Here is a 22,461-nt window from a genome sequence, read left to right as displayed (position 1 = left end):
ATGTGCACTTCAATGTTACGTCTTGATATATAACGTTATAGGGTACATGATATTCTATTCTGTTTTTGCATTTATGTGCAAGAACTGTGTTCTCGCTTTTAGAATGTATAAGTGAATTTTTAGACGATGAGGTGTGTTGAGGGTATTTCAATGGGCGTTTTATCCCTAAACTCGAATTCCTATTTTGTTCCATTTTTAAGTAATAAATCTATGACTTAGGTTTAGAATGAAATAATGTTTTGATGAAGAAAAAATCAAGTTTCTGTGAATTTTAACTCATAGTCGTTTAAAAAAATAGTTAAATTTCATATGATATTGCTATTCTCCCTCGATATGACAACTAGAAGTGTCATTTTTATGACTATTAATTTGAGTCTAGCCCATTTTTAATGCGTGTTATAGGAGTTGCTTAATCTTGAAGAAAATCGAAATAAAAAGCCCAAAAATGGGGACCGGATTGTGATAAAACACGATCTTTTTTTTAAGAAAATGCTCTTTTTCGAGAGAAACAATTTTTTTACATGATTTTTTTTTTTTACCTTTGTTGCGTTGTAAATTTAAAAAGATTGGCAAGCTAGGCTAGTATGCTATGTTCGTGATCATGGAGTTTGCTTATCTCTAAGTCTTATATTTGCTTCTTTTTGGAATTGTTTTTTGAGTAAAGCTTTTATACTTTATTTTGTAGGTTAATGTTTTGTGTGGTATAAAGGCAAAAACATAGTTTAATCGTTTGAAATTGTACCATATTATTGTGGTAATAATAAATATGAAGTCTCTAAATATTTGTGCTTTTAAATTATTTTGAAGTGCATATTTTTTTTGAATAAAATTTGATCTGTTATGAATGTAAGAAGATCCCTTACTAATCTTTTGATGATTTCCATAGTGAGTATGATGCTCTCTGTAGGATGTGCGTATGCACAGAAGGTGGCACTCAAGACCAATCTCCTATATGGTGCAACGACATCTCCTAATCTAGCTCTAGAGATGAGGTTAAATGACAAGATGACCTTAGAGCTTGGAGGGGGTGCTAGCTTTTGGGAGTTCAAGACTAACTCTAGATTTAAGCACTGGATGGCACAGCCTGAACTTCGTTGGTGGACCTGTGATGTCTTTAATGGACATTTCTTTGGATTGCACCTTCATGGAGGGCAGTATAACGTGGGAGGGATAAATATTCCTGTAGGGAGGTTGAGTAATCTTAAGGACCATCGTTTTCAGGGTTATTTCTATGGAGCAGGTCTTAGTTACGGTTACCAATGGGTGCTTAGTCGTCACTGGAATATAGAGGGGTCTTTAGGAGCGGGGTATGCTCGCTTTTTCTATGAAAAGTTTCCATGTACCAATTGTGGTACCAAAATGGATGAAGGGCACTACAATTATTGGGGCGTCACACGTGCTACCCTATCCTTAGTGTATGTATTCTAAATTGATAATGACTCAGATATAATATGATGAAAAAGTTTTTAAGATCAATAACACTCCTACTGCTCCTTTTGCCACAACTCGCCAATGGACAAGAGCGGTATATCAATGAAATTCAAGTTAAGGATGTGGAGGTGTCTCAGAAGAGTGGTTCTGTGACAGTACTGATGAATATCATTTTGGATGACCTAAAGATCCGCTCAAATGATGTGATCTATCTTTCTCCTGCTCTTCGTAAGAGTGGAAGTGATGAGATCCTTAAGGTACTCCCTCCAGTGCAGGTGGCTGGTCGTAAACGTGCCATCGTCCTCGATCGTATGAAGTCAACGGGGCTGGCTGCAGGTCAGAATTTGAGTCCGCTAACTGAGTTGACTCATAGGAATGGTAAAGGAGAGTCTATTCCATATAGTTACACGATGCCTAGAGAGTCATGGATGGAGCATGCAGATCTTATTTTTGTAGAGACAGTGCACGGATGTGCCGATTGTTTTGTTCGTGATGATATTAAGGTGCTGCTTACACCATTTATTTCTGAGCCCTATAAGCCTAAATATTTGCTGACATATATCACTCCCGAAGTAGAGCCAGTTAAGGCAAGAGCTGATAAGCACAGTGCTTCATTTAACTTCGTGGTTGATCGCCATGAGTTACGCCGTGACTATAAGAATAACGCTAATGAATTAGCTCGTGTTGATAAGGTCATGAAGGAGGTGCTCTCTAATAAAGATATTAAGGTTACAGAGTTTGCTATCATCGGTTATGCTTCTCCTGAAGGATCCTTTGAGTATAACCGTCAGCTAGCAGAGCGTCGTGCATATGCTTTTGCTGAGTACCTAGCCTCTGAACATGGAGTGAAGAAGAATCAAGTCAAAGTCACAGGCCATGGTGAGGATTGGGAGGGATTAACTAAAGCATTGGAGTCATCAACCTTACCGAAGAAGGCTCAACTATTGGAGATTATTAAAAAAACAGGTAATCCTGATGCTCGTGATAGTAAGATAAAATCGCTAGATAATGGTGACACTTATAGCACCTTAATAAAAAATTATTACCCTGCACTACGTCGTACAGACTATCTTATCGCATATCATGTTAGGGCTTTTAATGTCGAAGAGGCGAAAGAGATCATCAAGACAAATCCAAAGCTATTGAGCCTGAACGAAATGTATCTGGTAGCAAAGACATACGACTCTCTAAGCAAGGAGTTCAAGGAGGTCTTTGACATTGCTACTCGACTATATCCAGATGAGCCAGTAGCCATCATCAATGCCAGTGCCGTGGATATCGAGGGTGGCAACTATCAAGCAGCTATCGACCGTCTAAGCAAGATCAGCAATAATGCTGAGGCAGTGAATAATATAGGTGTGGCGTATGCCCGCATGGGTAATATGGAGCAAGCTAAGGCGAGCTTCCAAAGGGCTGCAGGTATGGGTAGCGACAATGCCAAGCACAACCTCGAGGAGCTGACTAAGCAACAAGAGAGCCTATAACGAGATCTATCGGGGCTATTGGGGCTATCGGTGCTATCGGACACCTCGGACTCCTCAGAGCCGTCAGAATCGTCAGAGCCGTCCGACCCAGCGAGAAAGCCGTCCGACCAAGTAAGAAATAATAATATAGTAATAAGAAAGAATAAACAAGTATTTTATCAATTAACAAAGAAAATGAAACTAAACAAACTATTTTTAATCGGAGCTTTAGCTCTAGGTATAGGATTAGCTTCTTGTGACAACAAGGGGCAGGCTCCTTCTGAGCCTAGTAAAGGACAGTCTGTAGGAGATACCTACATAGGTCTAAGCCTACGCTTCCCTACAGATGCGTCAACACGTGCTGGTAGTGATGACTATAATAAAATACCCGGACAGTGGACTGGTCGTGATGCTATTGAGAGTATTACCGTATATCTAGTTACTGAAGGTGTAGGTGTATCGTCTGAGCACTTTGAAAAAGGTGACTTTAATGGCATTGACCAAAATGGCTACCTGACTCCAAAGCTAGCTGTAGAAGCTAAGAGTGGTGAAAAGGTTAAGGCATATGTTGTTATCAACGATGTTAAGGGTAAGGTGTCAGGTGCCTTGAATATAGCTGGGTGGCCGATAGGTCAAAAAGTTGAAGAAACTACTAAGTCTACTTCAGGTTTTGAATCTGCGTTTAGCACTGCTATCGAGATTACTGATGTTGCTGATGTTGCTGTTTATGATCTTGACAAATCTAAGGATAAGATTCTTATGACCAATAAAGAGCTTCCAACTGCTGGTAACAAAGGTCAGATCGAGGTCAAGCCAAACGTTTCACAGGAGCAAGCTAAGCAAGGCTTGAACAATAGGATCGAGATCGAAGTGACTCGTGTAGCTTCACGTGCTATCGTTACTATCGCAAAGGATGCCACTAAGGAGATTAAAGTTCAACGAAAAAATTTAACTGACGGTGCCATTGAAGAAACCGCTACTGTTACTATTACCGAGGTGAAATATGCCGCTACTGGTGGTGCACTTTGGTTTAACCCAATCGAAAAAGCACAAACACCGGATAAGGTTTATAATTTCATTCCAAAGGGTGATACATGGAATGCTGTTAAACAGCTTTCTAATGGAATCTTTGAATATAAGGATGGTTATCAGAATCTTCAGGTAATAGATGGTGCCGTAAATGAAACAAATCTTGCTGCTGCTCTTGGGGCTGAGAAATTCTCAAAATTTCTTTTGCCTGTTAACCACGAAGAGAATAATTACAAGAAGGGTAATACCCCATTCTTCACTATTCAAGCAACATTTACCGTTAAGAATAATCTTGAGAAGTACCCCAATGCAGATAAACTAGAAGATCTCAAAGATGGTACCGTATACTTTGGTAAGGTTGATGGTCTATTTTATTCTACGAAGGCAAAAGCTCAGTTAAAGGATGCAACATCAGATAAAAAAACTGTAGAAGATGCAGATGTCCTTCAGGATGTTGTAGAGTATAAGAGTGGTAAGATGTACTACAATATCTGGATTAACCCTGATGTCCCTTACACCGATTCTGGTAAGATTAAAAAGTCTCCTGTTTACAGAAATCAAGTGTATAACGCACACATCACAGGCTTTAAAGAGATTGGACTAAGCTGGACCCCTAATAATGACCCAGACGACCCTGATGATAACGAAGATCCCGAAGATCCAAATCCATTTGATCCAGACGATGATCTTGAGACAGATAAGACGTATCTCTCAGTTCAGTTGAAGGTTCTTCCTTATACACTTCATAGCTATACTGTAAATTTAGGTAACCGCTACTAATTTGATAAAGGCGACTTAGATTGCTAAGATGATAATTTATTCAGGGGTATTTGTAGTGGTGCAAATACTGTGGTGTTGCGAATACCCCTGATTTCACTTTTTCTATTAAGATTTCAATAGGCTTTATGAAAAGAATTTCCCCCATCATACTAACTCTTACTTTATCTCTTCTTACGCTTTTCACCTCGTGTGATAAGATGATTTATGAGGATTTAGAAGAGTGTCCACAGGGTGTATATATAAGTTTTTATCACCGTACCCCATGTATGGAAGAAGCTCAGCCAGTTGGCGAGGTCGATGGACTACATGTATTTGCATTTGACCTTAATGACGTGTTGGTCAAGATGGAGCATGTCGATGGCTTGGTGGATTTAGTTGAAGCCTATAAGGTTGAGCTACCTCCTGTAGAGAAGGGTCAGTACTCTTTCATCGCATGGGCAGGAGCTACCAAAAAATATTTTGACCTCGGCGACTTTGTTGAGGGCAAGACAACCAAGACGGACGTTATGATGTCACTTCGTGAGCAGGACAGTAATGCCGTATCGCTGCAAGACCATTCTGTATGGCAAGGGGAGAGTAAGGTGGTTTCGCTACCCGATCGTAAGACACACGGTTCGGTATTTGACGAAATCTCAATAAATATGCTCGAGGTAACGAACCGAATCAATCTCACCCTAAAGCTCCATGAGAGCGTATGTGAGAAATTGGATATCGATGACTTCGAGATAATGATATCATCCGCTAATGGCACCACCCTCATCAATAAGAGGATGCCACTTAATGCGGCAAAATTGAATTATCCTGGTACAAAAGTATCAAAGGATGAAACTTCAATAAAATTGGTCTATACTCTGATGGAGCTTAAGAGCGGTTACAATAATGTGCTCAAAGTTTACAATAAGAAGGAGGATAAGACCTACTTCCTTGAAGATTTACTCGGGAAGGTGCTACTAGAAAATCCAAATGTCAATCTTGAGTGTGAACACGACTTTGATATTGTGATGGAAATTGAGGATAAGTGCAAGGATTGTCCCGATAATAACCTCGTGGTGAGCATTTTGATTAATAACTATCAGATCCACTCTTTTTCTGTAGACCTTTCAAATAGATACTAACTCTTATAAGTTAGTCGATTTATTATGCTTCGAAATAAACTAAATATATTTGCTGTTGTACTCAGCCTTGTGGCTACACTCTTCACCGGGTGTAAGAAGCAAGGAGAGGATGAGCTGTCGACTAACAACCCGAAAAAAACTTACCTCCAATTCTCGATGGCGGGGATTCAGATGCCAAATGCCTCTACTCGAGCACAGGGCAATGTCCCCTCTATTAATACTGATGCTAAGGAGTTTGAGGACTATGTAGGTGAATTGGCTGTATTGGTTTATGAAGCAACAACTGAAGGTAAGTTGGTCAAGAGCCACTTCACTACCTACAAGTCTTTCACCATGGAGATGGAGCCGGTGGATGGCACCAATTACCACTTCTGCTTTGTGGCAAACTATCCCCAGAGCTGGAAGAAAACACTACAGGGAATTCAATTCTACAAGGATGTGGCACCGACATTAAGGGAGTTGCAAACTTTTAAAAGTAGAGACACTGGAGTAGAATTGTACAATGGGGCTTCCGCCGATGCTTACTTCCCGATGGCTCGTATCTATGAGAGTCAGACAGTCACTAAGGGTGGTACATTTGCCAATCCTATCCCATTCACTCCAGTCACCACTGATACAGGATTGTTGGGTCCTGTGAGTACGTGGCCAGAGAGCACTGAGACCGCTGGGACACAGCAGACGGTCAACCTAGTGCGCTCGTCAGCCAAGATTGGATTGACCCTGACTGGCGAAGGCCTTAAGGATGTGACCAAGGTAGAGCTGGTCAATGTCCCCACTCAGCACAGTTTTATGGAGCTGGCTGCTAATACCTTGCCCGAGACATTGGAGAAGACGAAGACTTTCCAAGGCACGATTCCTACGACGGAATCCTCTTTCTACACCCAGATGTACATACCTGAGCGCCTCTTGGGCGTGAAGGCTAAGACTGAGATGGGTTGGGATGCCTCGACAAGCCAAATGAAAGGTAATCCTACTTACATCAAGATTGCGATGAAAAGTGGTCGTATCTATACGATCCCAGTCATTACCAATAAGGAGAGTGATTGGAAAGACAAGGTCTCTACTGCGGACTATTTAGATATGGCGATGAACAACGTCGCAGGCGTAAATGCCAACTACAGCATCGTTCGCAACAATAACTACCAGTTTAATGTCAATATTCCTGAGGATGATAAGGAGTTGGTAGTTAATTTCCAGGTGATGCCATGGACATTGGTGGAGAGCGAGATGTCGTATGCAAGACCAGCGTATGACTTTACCCTTAAGGTGGTTAAGGAAATTGGTGGTGTTGTAATCGAAGAAAAGGTATATTCCGAGTTGGGAGAGGTGATTGTACCGCCAGACTGCTATGTGGATATTTCTTTCAAGATTACTGAGCCACGTGGTAACATGTGGGTGGCATCTATCACCAATGGATTGGACTTTGAGCTGAGAGGTGACTTTAAGGATTTAGTGGCGCCAGCCGAAATCGTGGGTTCTAATCCTGACAAGGTGTACAATATGCAGATATGGCCAAGGGCAGAGTATTATAAAGAAGCTAAGTATACCCAGTTCTTTATTACAGTAGAGGGTCGAGAGCTTGATCTAAGTGTCAAGCCAGGAAATCTGGGAAAGTACTTGGGTGAGGGCTCTACCAAGAGATGGAATATTAAGCAGGTAATGCAATAAGATTAAGTAATGAAGATTTGTAATTTTATCAATATGAAGACTAAGCAGATGGTATTACTCAGCTTGGGACTTATTCTTGCGCTGTTAGCATCGTCTTGCAAGAGTGATATGAGGAACGAGCAAGAGTTCATTACTGAGCTTAGTGGCGATTATGTCACTTTGGAGGTCCCAATAAGTATCGTAAATCACGATGCTCCCAGTCCATCATTGGCATCGCTTCGTGGAGTGACCGAGGAAGATGGCGACTTTGATCAAGGTAGCTATTATGGTTTGGATCCCCTCAATGAGAATAAGATAGATAAGATAGATTTATTCCTTATAGAGAGTGGTAGCCTCAAGGGGCACTACTCCAGTGCCGGTAAAAGCTTGGAGTTGGATACAGCAAAAAAGTCTGTAAAAGCTAAGGTGGCAAAGTCCCTTGCAGACCAGTTGGAGGGTAAGTCGGTGGAGATATTCATGATTGCCAATGCTACCCAAAGCGACTTCTCTACTGTTGCCTCTTATGACCAGCTCAAGGCATTAGTGCAGGATGATAAGGGCAAACTCTCGCCTGATCCTCAAGCTGATGGTAAAGTGGAACTTCAGGATAAATTCTTGATGGATGGCACTATTACCTCTACACTTACTTGGGGGGCTAATACTACCACTCAGGCTGGTACTGTAAAGCTCCGTAGAGCAGCGTCTAAGATCCGTGTAAGGGTCAATAAGAGCATTGATGTGGTAGATCTACAGAATGGTGTAGAGACGAAGTATGTAATGGTTGACGAGCCGGCTATAAAGCTGGTACACTACACTGAGAAGGGTACGCTTATCAAGAGTGATGCTCCATATCAGGTGAAAGCCACTGAGTGGAAAGATGAATCTGCCTATCGTACGATGCCCCTTAGGACTTTCTCAGGGAAGGATGCTACTAAGTATCCAAAGTACAATGGAGATTTTTATGCTGCAATTCCTTTCTATACCTATGAGAATGACTGGAGCTCTGTAGGTAATCAGTCGCACGAAACATATGTGATAGTCAGGGTAAAACTGAGACCAGTGGACAAAGATAGTAAACCATACTATGTAGATGCTCAGGGGAAGGTGGTGCCAGAGGGTACCCCTGGAAGTGTTATCGATGAAGGTCGTTACTACTTCTATCGCTTGCCTATCAACTTCCGTAAGGAAATGGATGGAGTGCCCACAGAGAAGCTCAATAAACTGGAGCGTAATCACCTCTACGATATCTACACCACTATCGGTGTCTTGGGTAGTATAGATGAGGGCAAGCCTGTAGATGTAAACTCCAATGTGGCTGTACAGGAGTGGAATAGGGCGGATGAGATTGATGGCACGATAGAGCAGGCACACTTCTTAGTCATCAAGGAGCATAAGCCACTGATGCCTAATACAGACATCCGTGAGGTAGGGTACATCTCCAGTACACCGGTGACGACTACGATTACCAAAGCATATTACCAGTACTACGACCTTAGAGGAATTTACTATAGGGTGGAGTATGATGACAAGGGTTACAAGAGGGTATATGATAAGAATGGAGCGCTAGTGGGTGCTGCTACCTATACAGATGTGCCTTGGGACGGGGCTGCCGTTTCTGCTGGCCCGGAGTACTTGGAGAATGGGGTGCTCACCATTGAGCACGCTGTCCCTAATAACTATGTACCTTTCTATATTGAGTTTACCGTAAAGCAAGATAGTCCTGGTACCCTCGAAGACAAAGTAGTAGTGACCCAGTACCCCCCTCGATTTGTTACTGGTAACGAGTCGCCAGGGCTTTGGAATGGCTCTGAAAAATCTGAGGGGCAGTCTGTATACGCCGACTTTAGGCATCAAACTCCACTTGGTACATTAGCGCCTTTCTCTGCAATTGGTAGTACGAAACTAGAAGCTCAAGGAAATGAGATTTTTTCCCGCGTTTCGACAGTCGTTCCTCAGAGTGGTGAGATTATTGGTGTTGCAGTTGATGCTAGTGGGAAGACTAAGTCGGACGAACAATCAAATAAGATGATTTCGCCAGAGTTTATTATTTCTTCACAGTATGGTATGTCTCAAGGTACTGAGCAGAGGACCAATAATGCTAGAATTCCTGCTGACGGTTTCAGTTTATGGCAGTCTTTTGCGCAAGGGTATGGTCCTCATTCTGGGAGATCGAAATTTGAGAGGAAAACTCCTTATCAAAATAATTATACTCGTAGCGGCTATTCTGGTAATTGGTTTAAACTTTATGCTGGTCTCTATTATTATAACCGTCCCACCTATTATGAATACCAAGTCAATATTTTTTATGATCCCTACCAAGATGGTAACAATCAGCAGTTATTATGGAGGACTTATACTTCTGCTGAGGATCGCTGTTACAAATATTTCGAAGGAGAATATGGGGCAGATGGTGATTATGTGGAAAATTATATTGATGATTATGGTTTTTGGAAAAGAAGAACCATCCATAAGACCTTTAAGTATAAGGGGCACTGGAGAATCCCTACACTTGCGGAGGTGGATATGATTAATAGGTTGCAGCAGGATCCCAACTCTACTGTTAAGGGCTTGATGTTTGGTTCATATTATTGGACTGCCGAGGAAGATAAAGCTTATGAATTCAAAAATAATCGTTGGGTTTATTCATCTTACGCTGGTACAGCTTCTTGGGGTGGCTATAATCTGCCCAAAATTTTTGTTCGCTGTGTCTTTGATACCTTTGGGTTGGATGACAAGGGTGCTAACGAAGTAAGGAAATAATATTTTTTCGAGTATGAAAAGGATATATAAGCATGTAGGATATTTCTCTATGGTCATTGCATTAGTGGTGATGATACTCTTCTCTGCATGCTCTCCAGAGCATAGAGGTGCAGAGCCTGAGAATAATATAGAGATTGTAGATGGTAGGGAGTTCGTAGCATCTTTCGGGGTCCAAGCGAGCAATCTTCCGCTTAACGACCTGAGGAGCGGTGGCGTGGAAAGCATTAAGGATATTGAGCACATGCGTGTCTTGGTTTTTAATGAGGATCAGAAGTTCCTTTATACTGCTGAAGCGGTATTAGGTGAAGGTACTGCCAACGCCCCTGAGGAAGATGGTGTTTACTTGCCTGATGGTAAGCGGGATAGTATTCAGAATATGCGTTCTTTTAAGGTGAAGTTGGTTGAGAGTAGCAAACCTCGCTACCTTCACTTTGTGGCGGATTATGACTGGAAAAACTTTTCGCAGGACTACTTCCTCAAGGGAACCTCCGCTGGAGAGCTGATGACCCAATTGTATACTATGCTTAGTGGAGGCAATGGAAATAACAAGACTACCTCTTTTGACCCTATGTGGTCGATGGTGCGTGTGGACAAGTTGGATAAGTCTACGCTAGAGGGAAAGGTGATAAAGCTCCTTCGTAACTATGCCAAGATTGAGATTAAAGTTGCTACTGAGGTATCGTCAGAAGATGGATTTACTATTAATGGTTATTGTGTGGCCAACACTCTCAATAAAGGGATGGTAGCACCATTTAAGGTGCAGAACTATACGTATGAGTTTCCATTCAATGTGACCGAGGCAACCGTACCAGCTGATGCGGACTTCCTGCCTGCACCGACCGATGATTCTATGATTACCCTCGACAAGACTTTCAATCTGTTTGAGTCTAAGAACGATCATGATACCAAAAAGGTATGTGTGGTCATCCGTGGTATAAAGGGCTCAGACATACGTTATTTCAAGGTTGACTTAGTCAATAGAAAAGATGAATTTTCGATCAATGACTACATCCAGATATTGAGGAATAACTGGTACGTCATCAATATTTCACGTATCAAATCTAAGGGGTATGCTACTCTTGAGGATGCCCTTAAAGCACCTGCAGATAATAATATCTTCGCCTCTGTGGAGATGAAGGGCTTCTCAAAGGTCTCTGATGGTACGTATCACCTGACCGTAGATCCTATCGAGATGGTGATTGTGAAGCCGGGTACATACACCTTTAATACCCTTTTTAATGGTACCAGTACTTATACTCGCTTCTACCCCGATTGGGATAAAGTGAATGACCCTCAGATGGGTGATTGGAATAAAACTACTACCACTGATCCCATGCAAACGAAGTTTACCTTTACTGTCAATCGTATCCCTGCTGATAATATTGAGGAATATAAAGTGGAGGTGGTGGGATTGAGGTATGCTGATAAGTCATCAGGACTTAATCCCGGTGACCCGGGGTATGATCCCAAAATGAAGACTCCTGTACTGGATGGTGTAACAGGAGCCACAACGCCTATCACCCGCACGGTGCATATTACCTTGAGGAGTCCTTATCGCTTCAATGCCACATTGGTGCGTGATTCTATGAGTACGGTTATTTCTGATATGCTATTGTCCTTCGAGGTGTATAAGTCGCTTCCTATGCCACTTCTACCTCTTGAAGTACTGATTGAAGCAGGTGATATTACACCACGCAATAAGGGTGGTAATGCAACATCTGACCTGATGATCGTGGAACGAGAGGTGGAGGAGAATGGAGTAATGAAGAAGAAACTTTTTTACAGCTATACACTGACTCCAGAGGCTTATACAGCAGCTATAGAAGGGGATCATAGAATTAGTATTCCTGTAACAATAAATGATGGTACAGCAACGCTCCCAAGTCCTATCACTCTGTCTTCGGAGCTGTATACCAACCAAACCATTTATGGTGTAGGTGGTGGCACTGGTGGAGATCCATCAGTACGGGAGAATGCTTTTGTTATTGATTATTTTCTCCCTGATAACTCCCATAAGACCATGCCTTCTACAGCAGAAAATGATATTCAATTTAAGTTAGGAGGTGTGGCATACACTGGTGATAAGATAAAATTGATGTCTGTGGACGACAGAGGTAAGTTTAATCTACAGATCCTTGATAATACTATTACTGGTAATGTGGAATTGGAGATCTCAGCTTGGATTACAAGGGTAAATGACTATGGATACTTCAGTTACCTTGTAAAAAAGAAGATGACAGTTGCACAGTGGTTGGCGGCATCTACTTCTGTTAGATTCGATGGCGTGTCTGTATCTGTTAAGGGCTTCTTGTATCATTACAACAACAATTATAACATTAGACCTTTTGATGCTGCTCCTGAAATTTGGGGTATGTATCCAGGGACCTATTTGGATACGAATCTTACTACTGATGCAAACTATAGTTTATCTAATAGTGGAAAGTCTGTGAATGGTGAATGGGGCTATGAGTTTACCTTTACAATTCCTGAAGCGACATATGTCGCAAATGCTAAAAGCTTAAGAAAATGGACGGGAATCGGGTTCGGTTATTCTGATAAGTATAAATGGCCTGCGAAGTGGAGCGAGTTGATTAGTAGTACTCGTGTCACCTGGTGGTATTAATACTTTGTCATTGAAGGTTAGCAGGATGGGTGCCAGAGACACCCATCCTGCTGGTTTTTTGGGTAACCGTTCCAAAAATGGCGTCTTGTACGGGTAGTAGGTATGTTGGATGTAACTCTCCCAAAACGGGCGTATTGTGGCGGTTTATTATTGTAGTCATCTTTGCGGTTGGAAGTTGTTCAGGTATTAGATGACTACGATTTATGTTTAATCTAAATGAACGTGAGTTCGACCTAAGCGATAGCTATTTCGTTAGGTTTTCTGATAATTTCTAAATTGAGCTCAGGTTTCTTGGGCATTAGGTTGTAAGCAATTAAGCCACTGACGAGATTGACGACAAAGTTATTCACACATCTATGCCTCGTATGTTCAATTTGATAGACGTTCTTGAGTAAGTCATTCACGGTTTCGATAATAGCCCTCTTGAGCAAAAGAATTTTATCGTAAAGGGACATCAGTGAATTCTTCATATTCTTCTTGATCTTTGTAATCATGTGTATATCATCAATGAAGAGTTTGTCAAATAGAGATTGAGAGATGTATCCTCTATCTCCTATTAATTTCCCAAAAAGCTTCTTTGTGAAGGCATCGTCCTTGAGTGGAGCCCTATCATCAACATTACCAGGAGTGATTTGATATTTGATAATCTCTCCCTTGTCATTGATGACTATATGTAGCTTAAAGCCATAAAACCATCCCATTGTACACTTTCCTTTTGCACCCCACCCCTTCATTGTTTTGTGACTCCTTTCTCGCTTAATATGACAAGCCCTTAACGGTGTAGAGTCAATGAAGGAGATGCCTGTACACTCCCCCAAACAGCACATATTGAGAAAAGCAATCAGTTTATAGGCTACCTTTTGTTGCAACTCCACGAAGCGATTATAGGAGACCGTTTCGGGAAAAAGAGAGTGACACTGTGTGCAAATGTACTTCAGATAGAAAGACTTCAAATCACGGTAATGAGAGTGGTGAAACATTATGAGAATGGTCATCACCTCACTGTCAGAAAGCTTAAACTTCCTATTTCTTCTTCTCTTTGTCTGACCAGTTTCCATAGAATGAGCCTTCATCACCTGATCAAACTTTTTGGAGAAATCATCTAGAATACAAAAAACTTCAACTATATTTGTGAACATAAAAGTGGTATTTTATTTGTTTATCTTATTGATTATCAGTTATAAAGATACAAATAATTTACCACTTTTCCTAATATAATCTCCTCTATTTTAAACTGTTAGAACATCTAACGACTAACAATATTATATCCTTTTCTTACATCGAACTCACGTTATATTAATCATCCTATTTAGTATATATTAAATGTTCACCCGAGATATAATCTACCAATCATCATTGAATAGGACTACTGGTCATGTGAGATATAGCCTATCGGTCACCATTGAAAGTGCTAATACATTACCCCTGTACTCAATGTAGCAGAAACTTCTTTCCAATTGAATAGTAAGAGCAGGCACCGACACCATCAATCACTGTTCACCAGTCAACAAATAGTTTGGTTATATCCTTTAAAAGTCCTAACTTTGCTGTGGTATTTATGGTGTTACACTTTTACCTCCGTAAGAGTGTGATGAAAAGGGAATCAGGTGAAAGTCCTGAACAGTCCGGCTGCTGTAAGCTCTCCTTAATTATATTAAGGTAAAGTATTTTGCAAGTCTTGAACCACTGTCCTATTATTAAGGATGGGAAGGGTGCAGAATAAGAGTAAGTCAGAAGACCTGCCATAACAATTTTTATTATCCAAAGCTTTCTGGGGTTAAAGCTGGATGAAGAAGTTTTTTGTTTTATCTTCTGCCTAATTTCTGAAAATTACCACTTTGGTAGGTTCTAACTTAGGGTTGATTTCCCAAAAACATTTTTCACTTCAGAAGCCTTTAGAAAGTTGTTGAAGGCTTTGAAGATAGTGCGCGCATTAGTTACTCAGAATTTGTCTGTCCGTAATCTGACTTCCCAAAGGTGGTGTCTGCATAGTAAGATGCCGTCAGGCTACTCTTGTCTCGTTAATCTTAAAGCCTTTAATCCCTTACAGATAATTCGTACGAATGTTTAATTTATAAATTAATTATCGCAAAACATGACAAAAAGATTACTAAATGCGTCACTGTTCCTCGTAATGGGCAGCATGCTATTTGCATCTTGCAAACAGGAGTTTCTGACTACTGATGCACCATCGGGAACTACAACCCAGTACGCGATGGCTAACGAGACTTCTAACGTAGCTATGAATGACAGCTTAGCATTGGTGCAGTTTTACAAAGAAACTGACGGTGAGAACTGGCGCTGGAATGCAGGCTGGTTAAATGACCCACTGGAATACTGGAGAGGTGTGAAGGTGGAGACCATCAATGGTAAAAAGAGAGTAGTAGAACTTAGGCTTGGCGCCGTAGACCTCAGAGGAGATATCCCAGCAGTACTTGGTCAGCTATCTGAGCTTAGAGTCTTAGATTTGAAGTGGAATGAGCGACTAACTGGCTCTATCCCAGAAGAATTATATGACCTACGCAAGTTGGAGGTACTCAATCTGAGAATGACAAGTATCACCGGTGAGCTATCTCCAAAGATTGGACAATGGGTAGAGATGGACACTTTGAATCTACGCACTTTCACTTTCCAGCAGGAAGTTTATCCATACGTGCGCAATAAGGCACTGATGACGGGGAAACTCCCTAAGGAAATTGGGCAATTGAAGAAGATGCGTTACCTCGACCTCGGACGTCAGGGCTTTTCAGGAGAATTGCCAGAGGAGATAGGTAATTGTGTAGCCTTGGAGGAAATCGACACCGAACTGTGTAAGTTCTCAGGTGAATTACCATCTTCTATGCGTAACCTAAAGAATCTGAACAATCTATGCCTCTCATACAACCAATTCTCCGGAAAGTTCCCTACTTGGATTGCTGAGTTGGTCAGCTTGGAGAGACTATGGTTGAACTACAATAACTTCGAAGGCTTTATCCCAGAAAACATTGCTAAATTACCTCACTTGTGGGATCTTGAGTTAGCTCATAATAAGCTTTCGGGTCAACTTCCTAAGACACTTGCTTCTATGGAAGCTCTGCGTTCTATTTCTTTAGGGTACAATCAATTAGAGGGAGACTTCATGAATGTACTTGCACCACTATTGGATGGTACACTATATGAAGTAGATTTATCATACAATAACTTCACTGGCATAGTTCCTGACCCTGTGGTATATCCTACACCACTTGTGCTAAAGGGAAATAAGCTAACGGGTAGTGTTCCAAATTATTATTTGGCAAGACCTGCTATTTTGGGAGGTATCATTCCTCAGCAAGATGGCTATGTATTTGACAACATTACGAATGAAGAGGCAGATAGGTTAATTCCAAAATACGAACCTGATCCTAATCTAATTCACTTCCCCGATTTAGCAGAGTTCTGCGACATTGAAGAATAATAGATGAGATGAATAACAAAGGTTATTTAATTCTTGTAACTAAATCATTAACTCTCCTGTCATCCTTACTTCTCTATTTGCTCACTTGTCTTGGGTGTAATCACCCTACTCCGTCATCGGAAAAGCGACAAGACAAGCTGGACGAGGAGCAATTAGAGGGGTATGGAAACAGGAGGTTTTTGGTTTTTGACAAAGGCTCAGTAGCCACAGATCAAGGCTATTACTATGAAGACGCCTCTGTGGGTCCTCGTATTTATCTATTCGACAAAGATAATAACCTCCAACAAGAGGTGCTCTACGAGCCCAATCAGTATGTACAGTGGGGATACACCAGTTTCTTGCATCGGCTCCCTAATGAGGAGCGACTCCTGCTCTGCAGTAGCATGGTACGGGTCAATACAAGACACAATACCAATCTCCCTGGATTCAACCCCTATGGACGGGTGAGTGTTATTTCAAGTAGCACTTTTGAGTTGATTAAGCAGAAGGATTTCAATGCCTATTCTACTGAGGCACAATCATTCCCGGATGACATCTTTGCGTTTGATGAAAATAGCATCTATCTATCCTATAGGCGATTGAAGAAAACCTATAGAGTGGATTTAGCGAAAGACCCAGACAAAAAGATAGAAGTTGAAGCTCTGAATGGCAGGGAAATTCACGAATCCTTCATATACAATGGAAAGATGTATGCTTTCGACTTCATGGACTTAGATGCTGGCTCGGTGCTGGTGGAGTTCAATCCGAAGAATTCATCTTGCCACACCAAACAATTTCCAAATGCTATTTGGTTGGTGGATAGAGCCGATGACCTATTGTACCTCTCCTTTAGTGACGGTAGCGTAGGGGTCTACTCTATTACCGAACGTGCTTTTGTGATTGACCCACTGAAGCTGGAAACGAAGATGGGGAAAGTACATGGGATGGCTTATGACAGGAAGGAGAAACAACTTTATCTTGCGTTTAACCATACTTTAGTAAGACCTTTTATCTTCAAGATAGATATTACCTCACTGACTGAGGATGAACTAAGTGGTAAGACTCGTATTGCTCCAGTAAAATTTGCCAAAATGGATATGTTGACCTCCGACCCCTCCTCTGGAAGAGCTCGCCTAATTGTAGACAAGTACCAACACAAGCTATTTACCTTCTACTACCACAGTGACAAGCAAATCTTAGGTGGTCATGTGAACATCTACGACTTAGACACTCCGATGACTGAAGGTCTGCAACAACATCAAAAACAACACCGTATAGGCTGGAATATGTGGACTCTAACCTCCGCGTACTTCATCCCTTGCAATTAATAATCCTAAGGAATATAAATGTTTGGAACGATGGAGATGATGAAAAAAAGTTTGCGGTGGTTGCTCCTCTGTCTGCTTGCACTAATGTTTGCTTACTGCTCTCCTTCTAAGCCACAGGAAGAGGTGGAGGATGGAATATTACTACACTATCCCAACACCATCATATCTAACACTGGAAGAGTAGAGCTATCAAAAGATATTCGGGTGATTGCTACTGGAGCATTCAGAGACTGCGATCGTCTGAAGGAGCTCTCCTTACAAGGTATAGAGCAGATAAAGAATGGTGCATTTGATGGGTGTGGACAATTGAAAAAGGTAGTCCTTCAGACTCCCCACTTACCCAAAGTGGATGCCATGGCATTCAGGGGCACACCCGATGACAAAGAACTCATAATACCCACCACGATAGAGGAGGTTCTCCTCGCTTGGGCAAAGCGGTGTGGCTTCGAAGCCATCAATGGTCAGAGTATAACTGGATTTGTGATAACATCTAAAGGCAAATTACTCGCCTACCCCTTGACTAAGGTCAATGGTGGAGAAGTGGTTCTGGACGATGCTGTCGTGGCAATCGCCGAAGGGGTCTTTGATGGGTACACTGAGTTGAAGAGCATCAAGGGGAATCGGGTGAAAACTATTGGAGCACGTGCTTTTGCAAAGACGCCGCACTTGACTACGATAGATTTTCCGGCTGCTGAAACTATTGGTGACAATGCTTTTCTTGGAGCTACATCACTAAGTAAAGTAGCGCTTCCCAAGGTAGAAAAGGTGGGTAACTTCTCCTTTTCTGCATGCACCACCCTTAAGGAGGTAACTCTCCCTCAAATAAAAGCTATTGGCAATGGAGCCTTTGCTGGTTGTGCAGCACTTCAATCACTAGAGATAGGTGCCGAGCTACCCGTAGTAGGAGCAGAATCTCCCTTTCAGGATACGAAAGAAGACAAAAACCTACTCACTCCTTCGGGTGTGGATATTGATAGCTTTGAAAACTGGGCTGTCGAGAATGGCTTTAGTAGCATCAATGGAGAGCTAATTGAAGATGTGGTGCCACCGCCAGAGGGACTTGCAGCAGAAGGTCGAAAAATCATAGGAGTTACCGATATAGCAAAAGGATACGCATGGAAGGTAGTCATCCCCGAGTACTTCAATGAGATTGGTGACAAAGCCTTTGCGAATGCTGCGGGAACCGACTTCTCCAGCATCACTGCCAATGGCGTAGTAAAGGTGGGAGAACGTGCCTTTTACGCAGCCCCCAACCTATATAGGGTAGAAATGGCGAAACTAAAGTTCATTGGTCCTTATGCCTTTGCAGAGTGTAGATCGATGCTCTCCGAGATGAAGCGGACTCCCTCAATTGAGGTAATAGGCGAAAGAGCCTTCTACTACTGTAGGATGCTCTCCTTAGTCTCAGCACCACACCTCAAAGAGATTGGGGATAAAGCTTTTGAGAAGTGCGTACGAATGGAGGAGTGGGGCATACTCCATGTGGGTGCCGAGCCACCTCTCCTGAAGGGCGAATTGGGCATCAAGAAAATCGCCGTATTAGTTGTCCCCCAAGGTGCTAAACCCACTTACGAAAAATGGAAGCACAGGGATAAGTTTGGGAAAATATTAGAAATAGGCGAACCAGGAACCGAAGATATAGAAGAGATTATATAATCATTTTTAATTTAGAAGTATGAAAAGAAATTATCTTGTCTTATTATTAATTCTATTGTCTGTATCGCTTTTTACAGCGTGTACAAACTTAGACGATATTTACAGTCGCCTCGATGACCACGACAAGCGACTCAAAACATTGGAGGCACTCTCGAACAATGTAAATAAGGAAGTGCAAAATCTAAAGATCTTGATAGAGTCATCCAGCATCAAATCCTACAAAGCACTACCTGATGGAAGCGGATATGAGCTGGTGATGGGCGGTGGAAAAACTATTACCCTTAAGAATGGCACAAAACCCACAGTAGGGGTAAAAAAGGATGAGGATGGTAAGCTATACTGGACCATTGATGACGACTGGCTTCGGGATGCTGATAATCAGAAGGTAAGAGCCGAAGGAGAGGATGGAGCGGAGACTGCTACACCTCAGTTTAGAGTGGATGCTGATGGCTACTGGGAGGTGAGCATGGATGGTGGCAAGCTATGGCAATCCATCATGGGCGCTGATGGCAAGCCTGTGAAAGCAGTCGGGCAAGATGGTACTGCAGACTTAGACATCACCGAAAAGGATGGTGTGGTTATCATCCAGTACAATGGGCAAACCTTCAAGCTCCCTATCAATGCTGCAGAGGCTCCTGACACACCTAATCATCCAAGATTACCTTTGGAGAACGTAGCAGAATTCAACGTCAACACTGAGGGAAATGGATTTACTACCTCTCACGAGTATGACAAGTGTGGTTTCTTTAGCTTTGAAGAGGCGGTAGAAAAGTTTAAGACAGTAGAAATCGATGGGAAGACCTATCACATGCCATCCAAGGAAGAGTGGCTCGCCGTGGTACCTGTAGAAGAGTGTATCTATTTTGATTGGGATAAAGGTGGGGAGATTGACTATGACCTCCCTGAGACTGTAATGGTAAATGGCAAGACTATTGAGTCTACCAATGATTACAAAACTACAAAACATAATAAAACTTATGCACTCCGCTACAAAGGAACAGACTTGATGTCTGCTTGGCTATATGAATACACCGAATATGATAGTTTAAGGGTGCTTAAAATAACCGCCTGCTACGTTGGTGACCAGCCAGATATCAAGCTTGCTGACATTACAAAAACAGCCTTCTGGGAGGGAGCTAAGGGCAAGGTTGTACGTGTTCTCCCTGCTGCAGGTAAGATACACAAGGAATGGGGTCCCAGTTTTTCGGGGTCAAGTGGAGAGTACCTTTCTTCTACTGCAAATGGATCTGATCAAGTATATTGCATGGTTTTTGACTATGCTAGAGCTTACGTAAATGGTGATAATTACACAGACCAACTCTCAAGGCCTGTAAGACTATTTGAGTCTGCTAAGTAATAATCATTTCTTCAAGCCAGCATATTATTAGGATGTGGTAAGTATGCCCCTTGAGAGTGCTATTGACAACTCTCAAGGGGCTTTTATTTGTTATCACACAGAAAGTATTATTTTTATGAACAAACATTTGTGAGAGACTGGAATACACTTCCTCAAGTATTAAGTCTGGCATGGTACTAGGGCAATCGCATTTGAAATACTATATTGATATTCTTACATAAATAGATACTGTCCCCAAAAAGTGTGTAAGTCCCAAGAATGTTATCTTTGAAAAGTTAAAAACAAAAGATAAACAAGAAGATGAGACTTACACAAATGCAATTTAAGGAAATTCTATCAAACTTGATGACAGAGCCAAATGGAGTTGGCCGTTTAATGGAGTTAATCATCGAAATAGCGATGCAAGGGGAGAGGGAACTGTATAAAGAAGATAGTGGCGATGTGAGCAATGGATACCGCTCCCGTCGCATCTTTGCGAGTGGTAATATGCTAGAATTACGAGTACCCCGAACTCGACAGCAGGGCTTCATGCCCTTGATTTTAGGCGTTCTCAAAGATCAAGAGAAAGAGATGGGAGAACTAGCAGGTTATCTATATAGCTGCGGTAATACGATGGAGGATATCTCTGGAGTATTCGAGCGTTTGTATGGTAAACGTTATAGTACGAGTCAAATCAATCGTCTCTCCTTATCGACCCAAGAAGCAGTAGAAGAGTGGCGTCAAAGACGTCTACCGAGGACTTTAGAGGCACTTGTTATCGATGCTACATATCTTCCTGTACGGAGAGGAGAAAGTGTGAGCAAGGAGGCATTTTTTGTAGTGATGAGTTTAGATAGCGAAGGACGTCGAGACATCGTGGGTGTCTATAATAATCCAACAGAGGGAAGCGGCATCTGGGGCGAGTTTTTTGAGGATCTAAAAAGCCGAGGACTCGAAGAGGTAGGACTAATCATTTCAGACGGGTTGAATAACATTGAAGAGGTTGCACGTGAGCACTTTACAGAAGTGGAAGTCCAGCTCTGCACGGTGCATCTACAGCGAGAAATAACTCGAAAGATACGCCCTCGAGATAAGTCAGCCATCGCAAGTGATCTACAGGAGGTCTTTAGTAAAGACGGCTCAAGAAGCTCACCTTTAGATGGCCTAGAGAGCTTTAAAAACTTTGCGTTCAGATGGCGTAAGAGCTATCCTTTTCTCACAAAAATAGCTAACGGTCAGAGGATAGAGTATTACTTCACATACCTAAAATACGACGTCAGTGTTCGCAAGTACATTCATAGTACTAACTGGATAGAACGCTTCAATAGACAGGTAAAGAAAGGGGCTCGATATAAATGTGCATTACCTAGCGTAGAATCCGCTCTACACTTGATAGGTAGTATTGCAATCAATGCAAACTATCTGAAGAAAAGAATAGGAGATCTAACTCTTGGACTTAGGAAGAACAATGAAAAGTAAATAACAACAATGTGCTTTATTTTCCAACACAAAGATATCAACCTAAAAGAATACGGCAAGGCGGTGTCTCCGCGGTGCTACGACAGCCTTGCCTTAATTCTTTATTGGTTTATCTTTAATGTTTATGGAAAACAAAGCGAAAAAATATGTAGGTTTGCTTTTCAGAGACGCATTCTGGCGTACACACTTTTGGGGACACTACCTGGGGATGAGGGCTTTCAGTTGCGTCTATGAATGCTTCGGTCTATAATATCATCATTTCAGAGGGCTTTTCTTATTGTGATTATATTTAATGTTTTATATTTGTAGATATTAGTAGGGGGAATAGCAGTGGTACTATTTATCTAATATATTCTCTTGATGATTGGTAATGATCACTAATTGTTGGGATTAGCCCCT

14 protein-coding genes and 1 riboswitch are annotated in these 22,461 nt (G+C 41.8%); of the genes, 12 read left to right on the top strand and 2 right to left on the bottom strand.

All coding sequences use genetic code 11. The features are described 5' to 3' along the window. Positions 1-840: 840 nt before the first annotated feature. From QYZ87_02885 to QYZ87_02855, 7 genes are all read left to right on the top strand, one after another. Entirely contained in the window at positions 841-1,428 is a 588-nt protein-coding gene (locus tag QYZ87_02885; GenBank protein MDN4753475.1) for a DUF3575 domain-containing protein, read from the top strand. 23 nt (positions 1,429-1,451) lie between these two features. Then, positions 1,452-2,915 (top strand): DUF3868 domain-containing protein, encoded by a 1,464-nt coding sequence (locus QYZ87_02880; protein MDN4753474.1) that lies wholly within the window; start codon positions 1,452-1,454, stop codon positions 2,913-2,915. Between the two features lie 174 nt (positions 2,916-3,089). Continuing rightward, positions 3,090-4,703, top strand: a complete 1,614-nt coding sequence (locus QYZ87_02875) for an Mfa1 family fimbria major subunit (GenBank protein MDN4753473.1) — start codon at positions 3,090-3,092, stop codon at positions 4,701-4,703. Between the two features lie 125 nt (positions 4,704-4,828). Then, positions 4,829-5,818: a FimB/Mfa2 family fimbrial subunit gene (locus QYZ87_02870; GenBank protein MDN4753472.1), complete on the top strand. Its 990-nt coding sequence runs from the start codon at positions 4,829-4,831 to the stop codon at positions 5,816-5,818. Between the two features lie 24 nt (positions 5,819-5,842). Beyond that, positions 5,843-7,486, top strand: a complete 1,644-nt coding sequence (locus QYZ87_02865; protein ID MDN4753471.1) for a FimB/Mfa2 family fimbrial subunit — start codon at positions 5,843-5,845, stop codon at positions 7,484-7,486. A 9-nt stretch (positions 7,487-7,495) separates the two neighbouring features. After that, positions 7,496-10,225: a hypothetical protein gene (locus QYZ87_02860; GenBank protein MDN4753470.1), complete on the top strand. Its 2,730-nt coding sequence runs from the start codon at positions 7,496-7,498 to the stop codon at positions 10,223-10,225. Between the two features lie 13 nt (positions 10,226-10,238). Continuing rightward, on the top strand, positions 10,239-12,848 hold the full coding sequence (locus QYZ87_02855; protein MDN4753469.1) for a hypothetical protein: 2,610 nt from the start codon (positions 10,239-10,241) through the stop codon (positions 12,846-12,848). A 7-nt stretch (positions 12,849-12,855) separates the two neighbouring features. On the opposite strand, the gene QYZ87_02850 is transcribed toward QYZ87_02855, so the two are convergent. Together QYZ87_02850 and QYZ87_02845 are read right to left on the bottom strand one after the other, a co-directional pair. After that, positions 12,856-13,008 (bottom strand): hypothetical protein, encoded by a 153-nt coding sequence (locus QYZ87_02850; GenBank protein ID MDN4753468.1) that lies wholly within the window; start codon positions 13,006-13,008, stop codon positions 12,856-12,858. 73 nt (positions 13,009-13,081) lie between these two features. After that, positions 13,082-13,987 carry an IS982 family transposase gene (locus tag QYZ87_02845; GenBank protein ID MDN4753467.1) on the bottom strand — a complete coding sequence of 302 codons (906 nt, stop codon included), beginning with the start codon at positions 13,985-13,987 and terminating at the stop codon, positions 13,082-13,084. A 403-nt stretch (positions 13,988-14,390) separates the two neighbouring features. Next, positions 14,391-14,610, top strand: a riboswitch (cobalamin riboswitch). Between the two features lie 333 nt (positions 14,611-14,943). Between QYZ87_02845 and QYZ87_02840 the strand changes: the two genes are divergently transcribed. The 5 genes from QYZ87_02840 to QYZ87_02820 all read left to right on the top strand — a co-directional run bounded on the left by QYZ87_02840 (position 14,944) and on the right by QYZ87_02820 (position 22,062). Continuing rightward, entirely contained in the window at positions 14,944-16,284 is a 1,341-nt protein-coding gene (locus tag QYZ87_02840) for a hypothetical protein (protein ID MDN4753466.1), read from the top strand. 8 nt (positions 16,285-16,292) lie between these two features. Further along, the gene (locus QYZ87_02835; GenBank protein ID MDN4753465.1) at positions 16,293-17,591 is read left to right on the top strand and encodes a hypothetical protein; all 1,299 of its coding nucleotides are present in this window, start codon (positions 16,293-16,295) and stop codon (positions 17,589-17,591) included. 36 nt (positions 17,592-17,627) lie between these two features. After that, positions 17,628-19,247 (top strand): leucine-rich repeat domain-containing protein, encoded by a 1,620-nt coding sequence (locus tag QYZ87_02830; protein MDN4753464.1) that lies wholly within the window; start codon positions 17,628-17,630, stop codon positions 19,245-19,247. Positions 19,248-19,266: 19 nt separating this feature from the next. Continuing rightward, positions 19,267-20,604 carry a PL29 family lyase N-terminal domain-containing protein gene (locus QYZ87_02825; GenBank protein ID MDN4753463.1) on the top strand — a complete coding sequence of 446 codons (1,338 nt, stop codon included), beginning with the start codon at positions 19,267-19,269 and terminating at the stop codon, positions 20,602-20,604. Positions 20,605-20,919: 315 nt separating this feature from the next. Then, positions 20,920-22,062: an IS256 family transposase gene (locus QYZ87_02820; GenBank protein MDN4753462.1), complete on the top strand. Its 1,143-nt coding sequence runs from the start codon at positions 20,920-20,922 to the stop codon at positions 22,060-22,062. The last annotated feature ends 399 nt before the right edge of the window (positions 22,063-22,461 follow it).

The sequence above is a fragment of the Porphyromonadaceae bacterium W3.11 genome, from assembly GCA_030434245.1.
Taxonomy (GTDB): domain Bacteria; phylum Bacteroidota; class Bacteroidia; order Bacteroidales; family Porphyromonadaceae; genus Porphyromonas_A.
Note: the sequence above shows the minus strand (reverse complement) of the source record. Positions and strands in the feature narration are given on the sequence as shown.

What these genes read in the sequence shown, in the direction of transcription:
- QYZ87_02885 (MDN4753475.1), top strand. Translation starts at nt 841, where the DNA reads ATGAATGTAAGAAGATCCCTTACTAATCTTTTGATGATTTCCATAGTG.
- QYZ87_02880 (MDN4753474.1), top strand. Translation starts at nt 1,452, where the DNA reads ATGATGAAAAAGTTTTTAAGATCAATAACACTCCTACTGCTCCTTTTG.
- QYZ87_02875 (MDN4753473.1), top strand. Translation starts at nt 3,090, where the DNA reads ATGAAACTAAACAAACTATTTTTAATCGGAGCTTTAGCTCTAGGTATA.
- QYZ87_02870 (MDN4753472.1), top strand. Translation starts at nt 4,829, where the DNA reads ATGAAAAGAATTTCCCCCATCATACTAACTCTTACTTTATCTCTTCTT.
- QYZ87_02865 (MDN4753471.1), top strand. Translation starts at nt 5,843, where the DNA reads ATGCTTCGAAATAAACTAAATATATTTGCTGTTGTACTCAGCCTTGTG.
- QYZ87_02860 (MDN4753470.1), top strand. Translation starts at nt 7,496, where the DNA reads ATGAAGATTTGTAATTTTATCAATATGAAGACTAAGCAGATGGTATTA.
- QYZ87_02855 (MDN4753469.1), top strand. Translation starts at nt 10,239, where the DNA reads ATGAAAAGGATATATAAGCATGTAGGATATTTCTCTATGGTCATTGCA.
- QYZ87_02850 (MDN4753468.1), bottom strand. Translation starts at nt 13,008, where the DNA reads ATGACTACAATAATAAACCGCCACAATACGCCCGTTTTGGGAGAGTTA.
- QYZ87_02845 (MDN4753467.1), bottom strand. Translation starts at nt 13,987, where the DNA reads ATGTTCACAAATATAGTTGAAGTTTTTTGTATTCTAGATGATTTCTCC.
- QYZ87_02840 (MDN4753466.1), top strand. Translation starts at nt 14,944, where the DNA reads ATGACAAAAAGATTACTAAATGCGTCACTGTTCCTCGTAATGGGCAGC.
- QYZ87_02835 (MDN4753465.1), top strand. Translation starts at nt 16,293, where the DNA reads ATGAATAACAAAGGTTATTTAATTCTTGTAACTAAATCATTAACTCTC.
- QYZ87_02830 (MDN4753464.1), top strand. Translation starts at nt 17,628, where the DNA reads ATGATGAAAAAAAGTTTGCGGTGGTTGCTCCTCTGTCTGCTTGCACTA.
- QYZ87_02825 (MDN4753463.1), top strand. Translation starts at nt 19,267, where the DNA reads ATGAAAAGAAATTATCTTGTCTTATTATTAATTCTATTGTCTGTATCG.
- QYZ87_02820 (MDN4753462.1), top strand. Translation starts at nt 20,920, where the DNA reads ATGCAATTTAAGGAAATTCTATCAAACTTGATGACAGAGCCAAATGGA.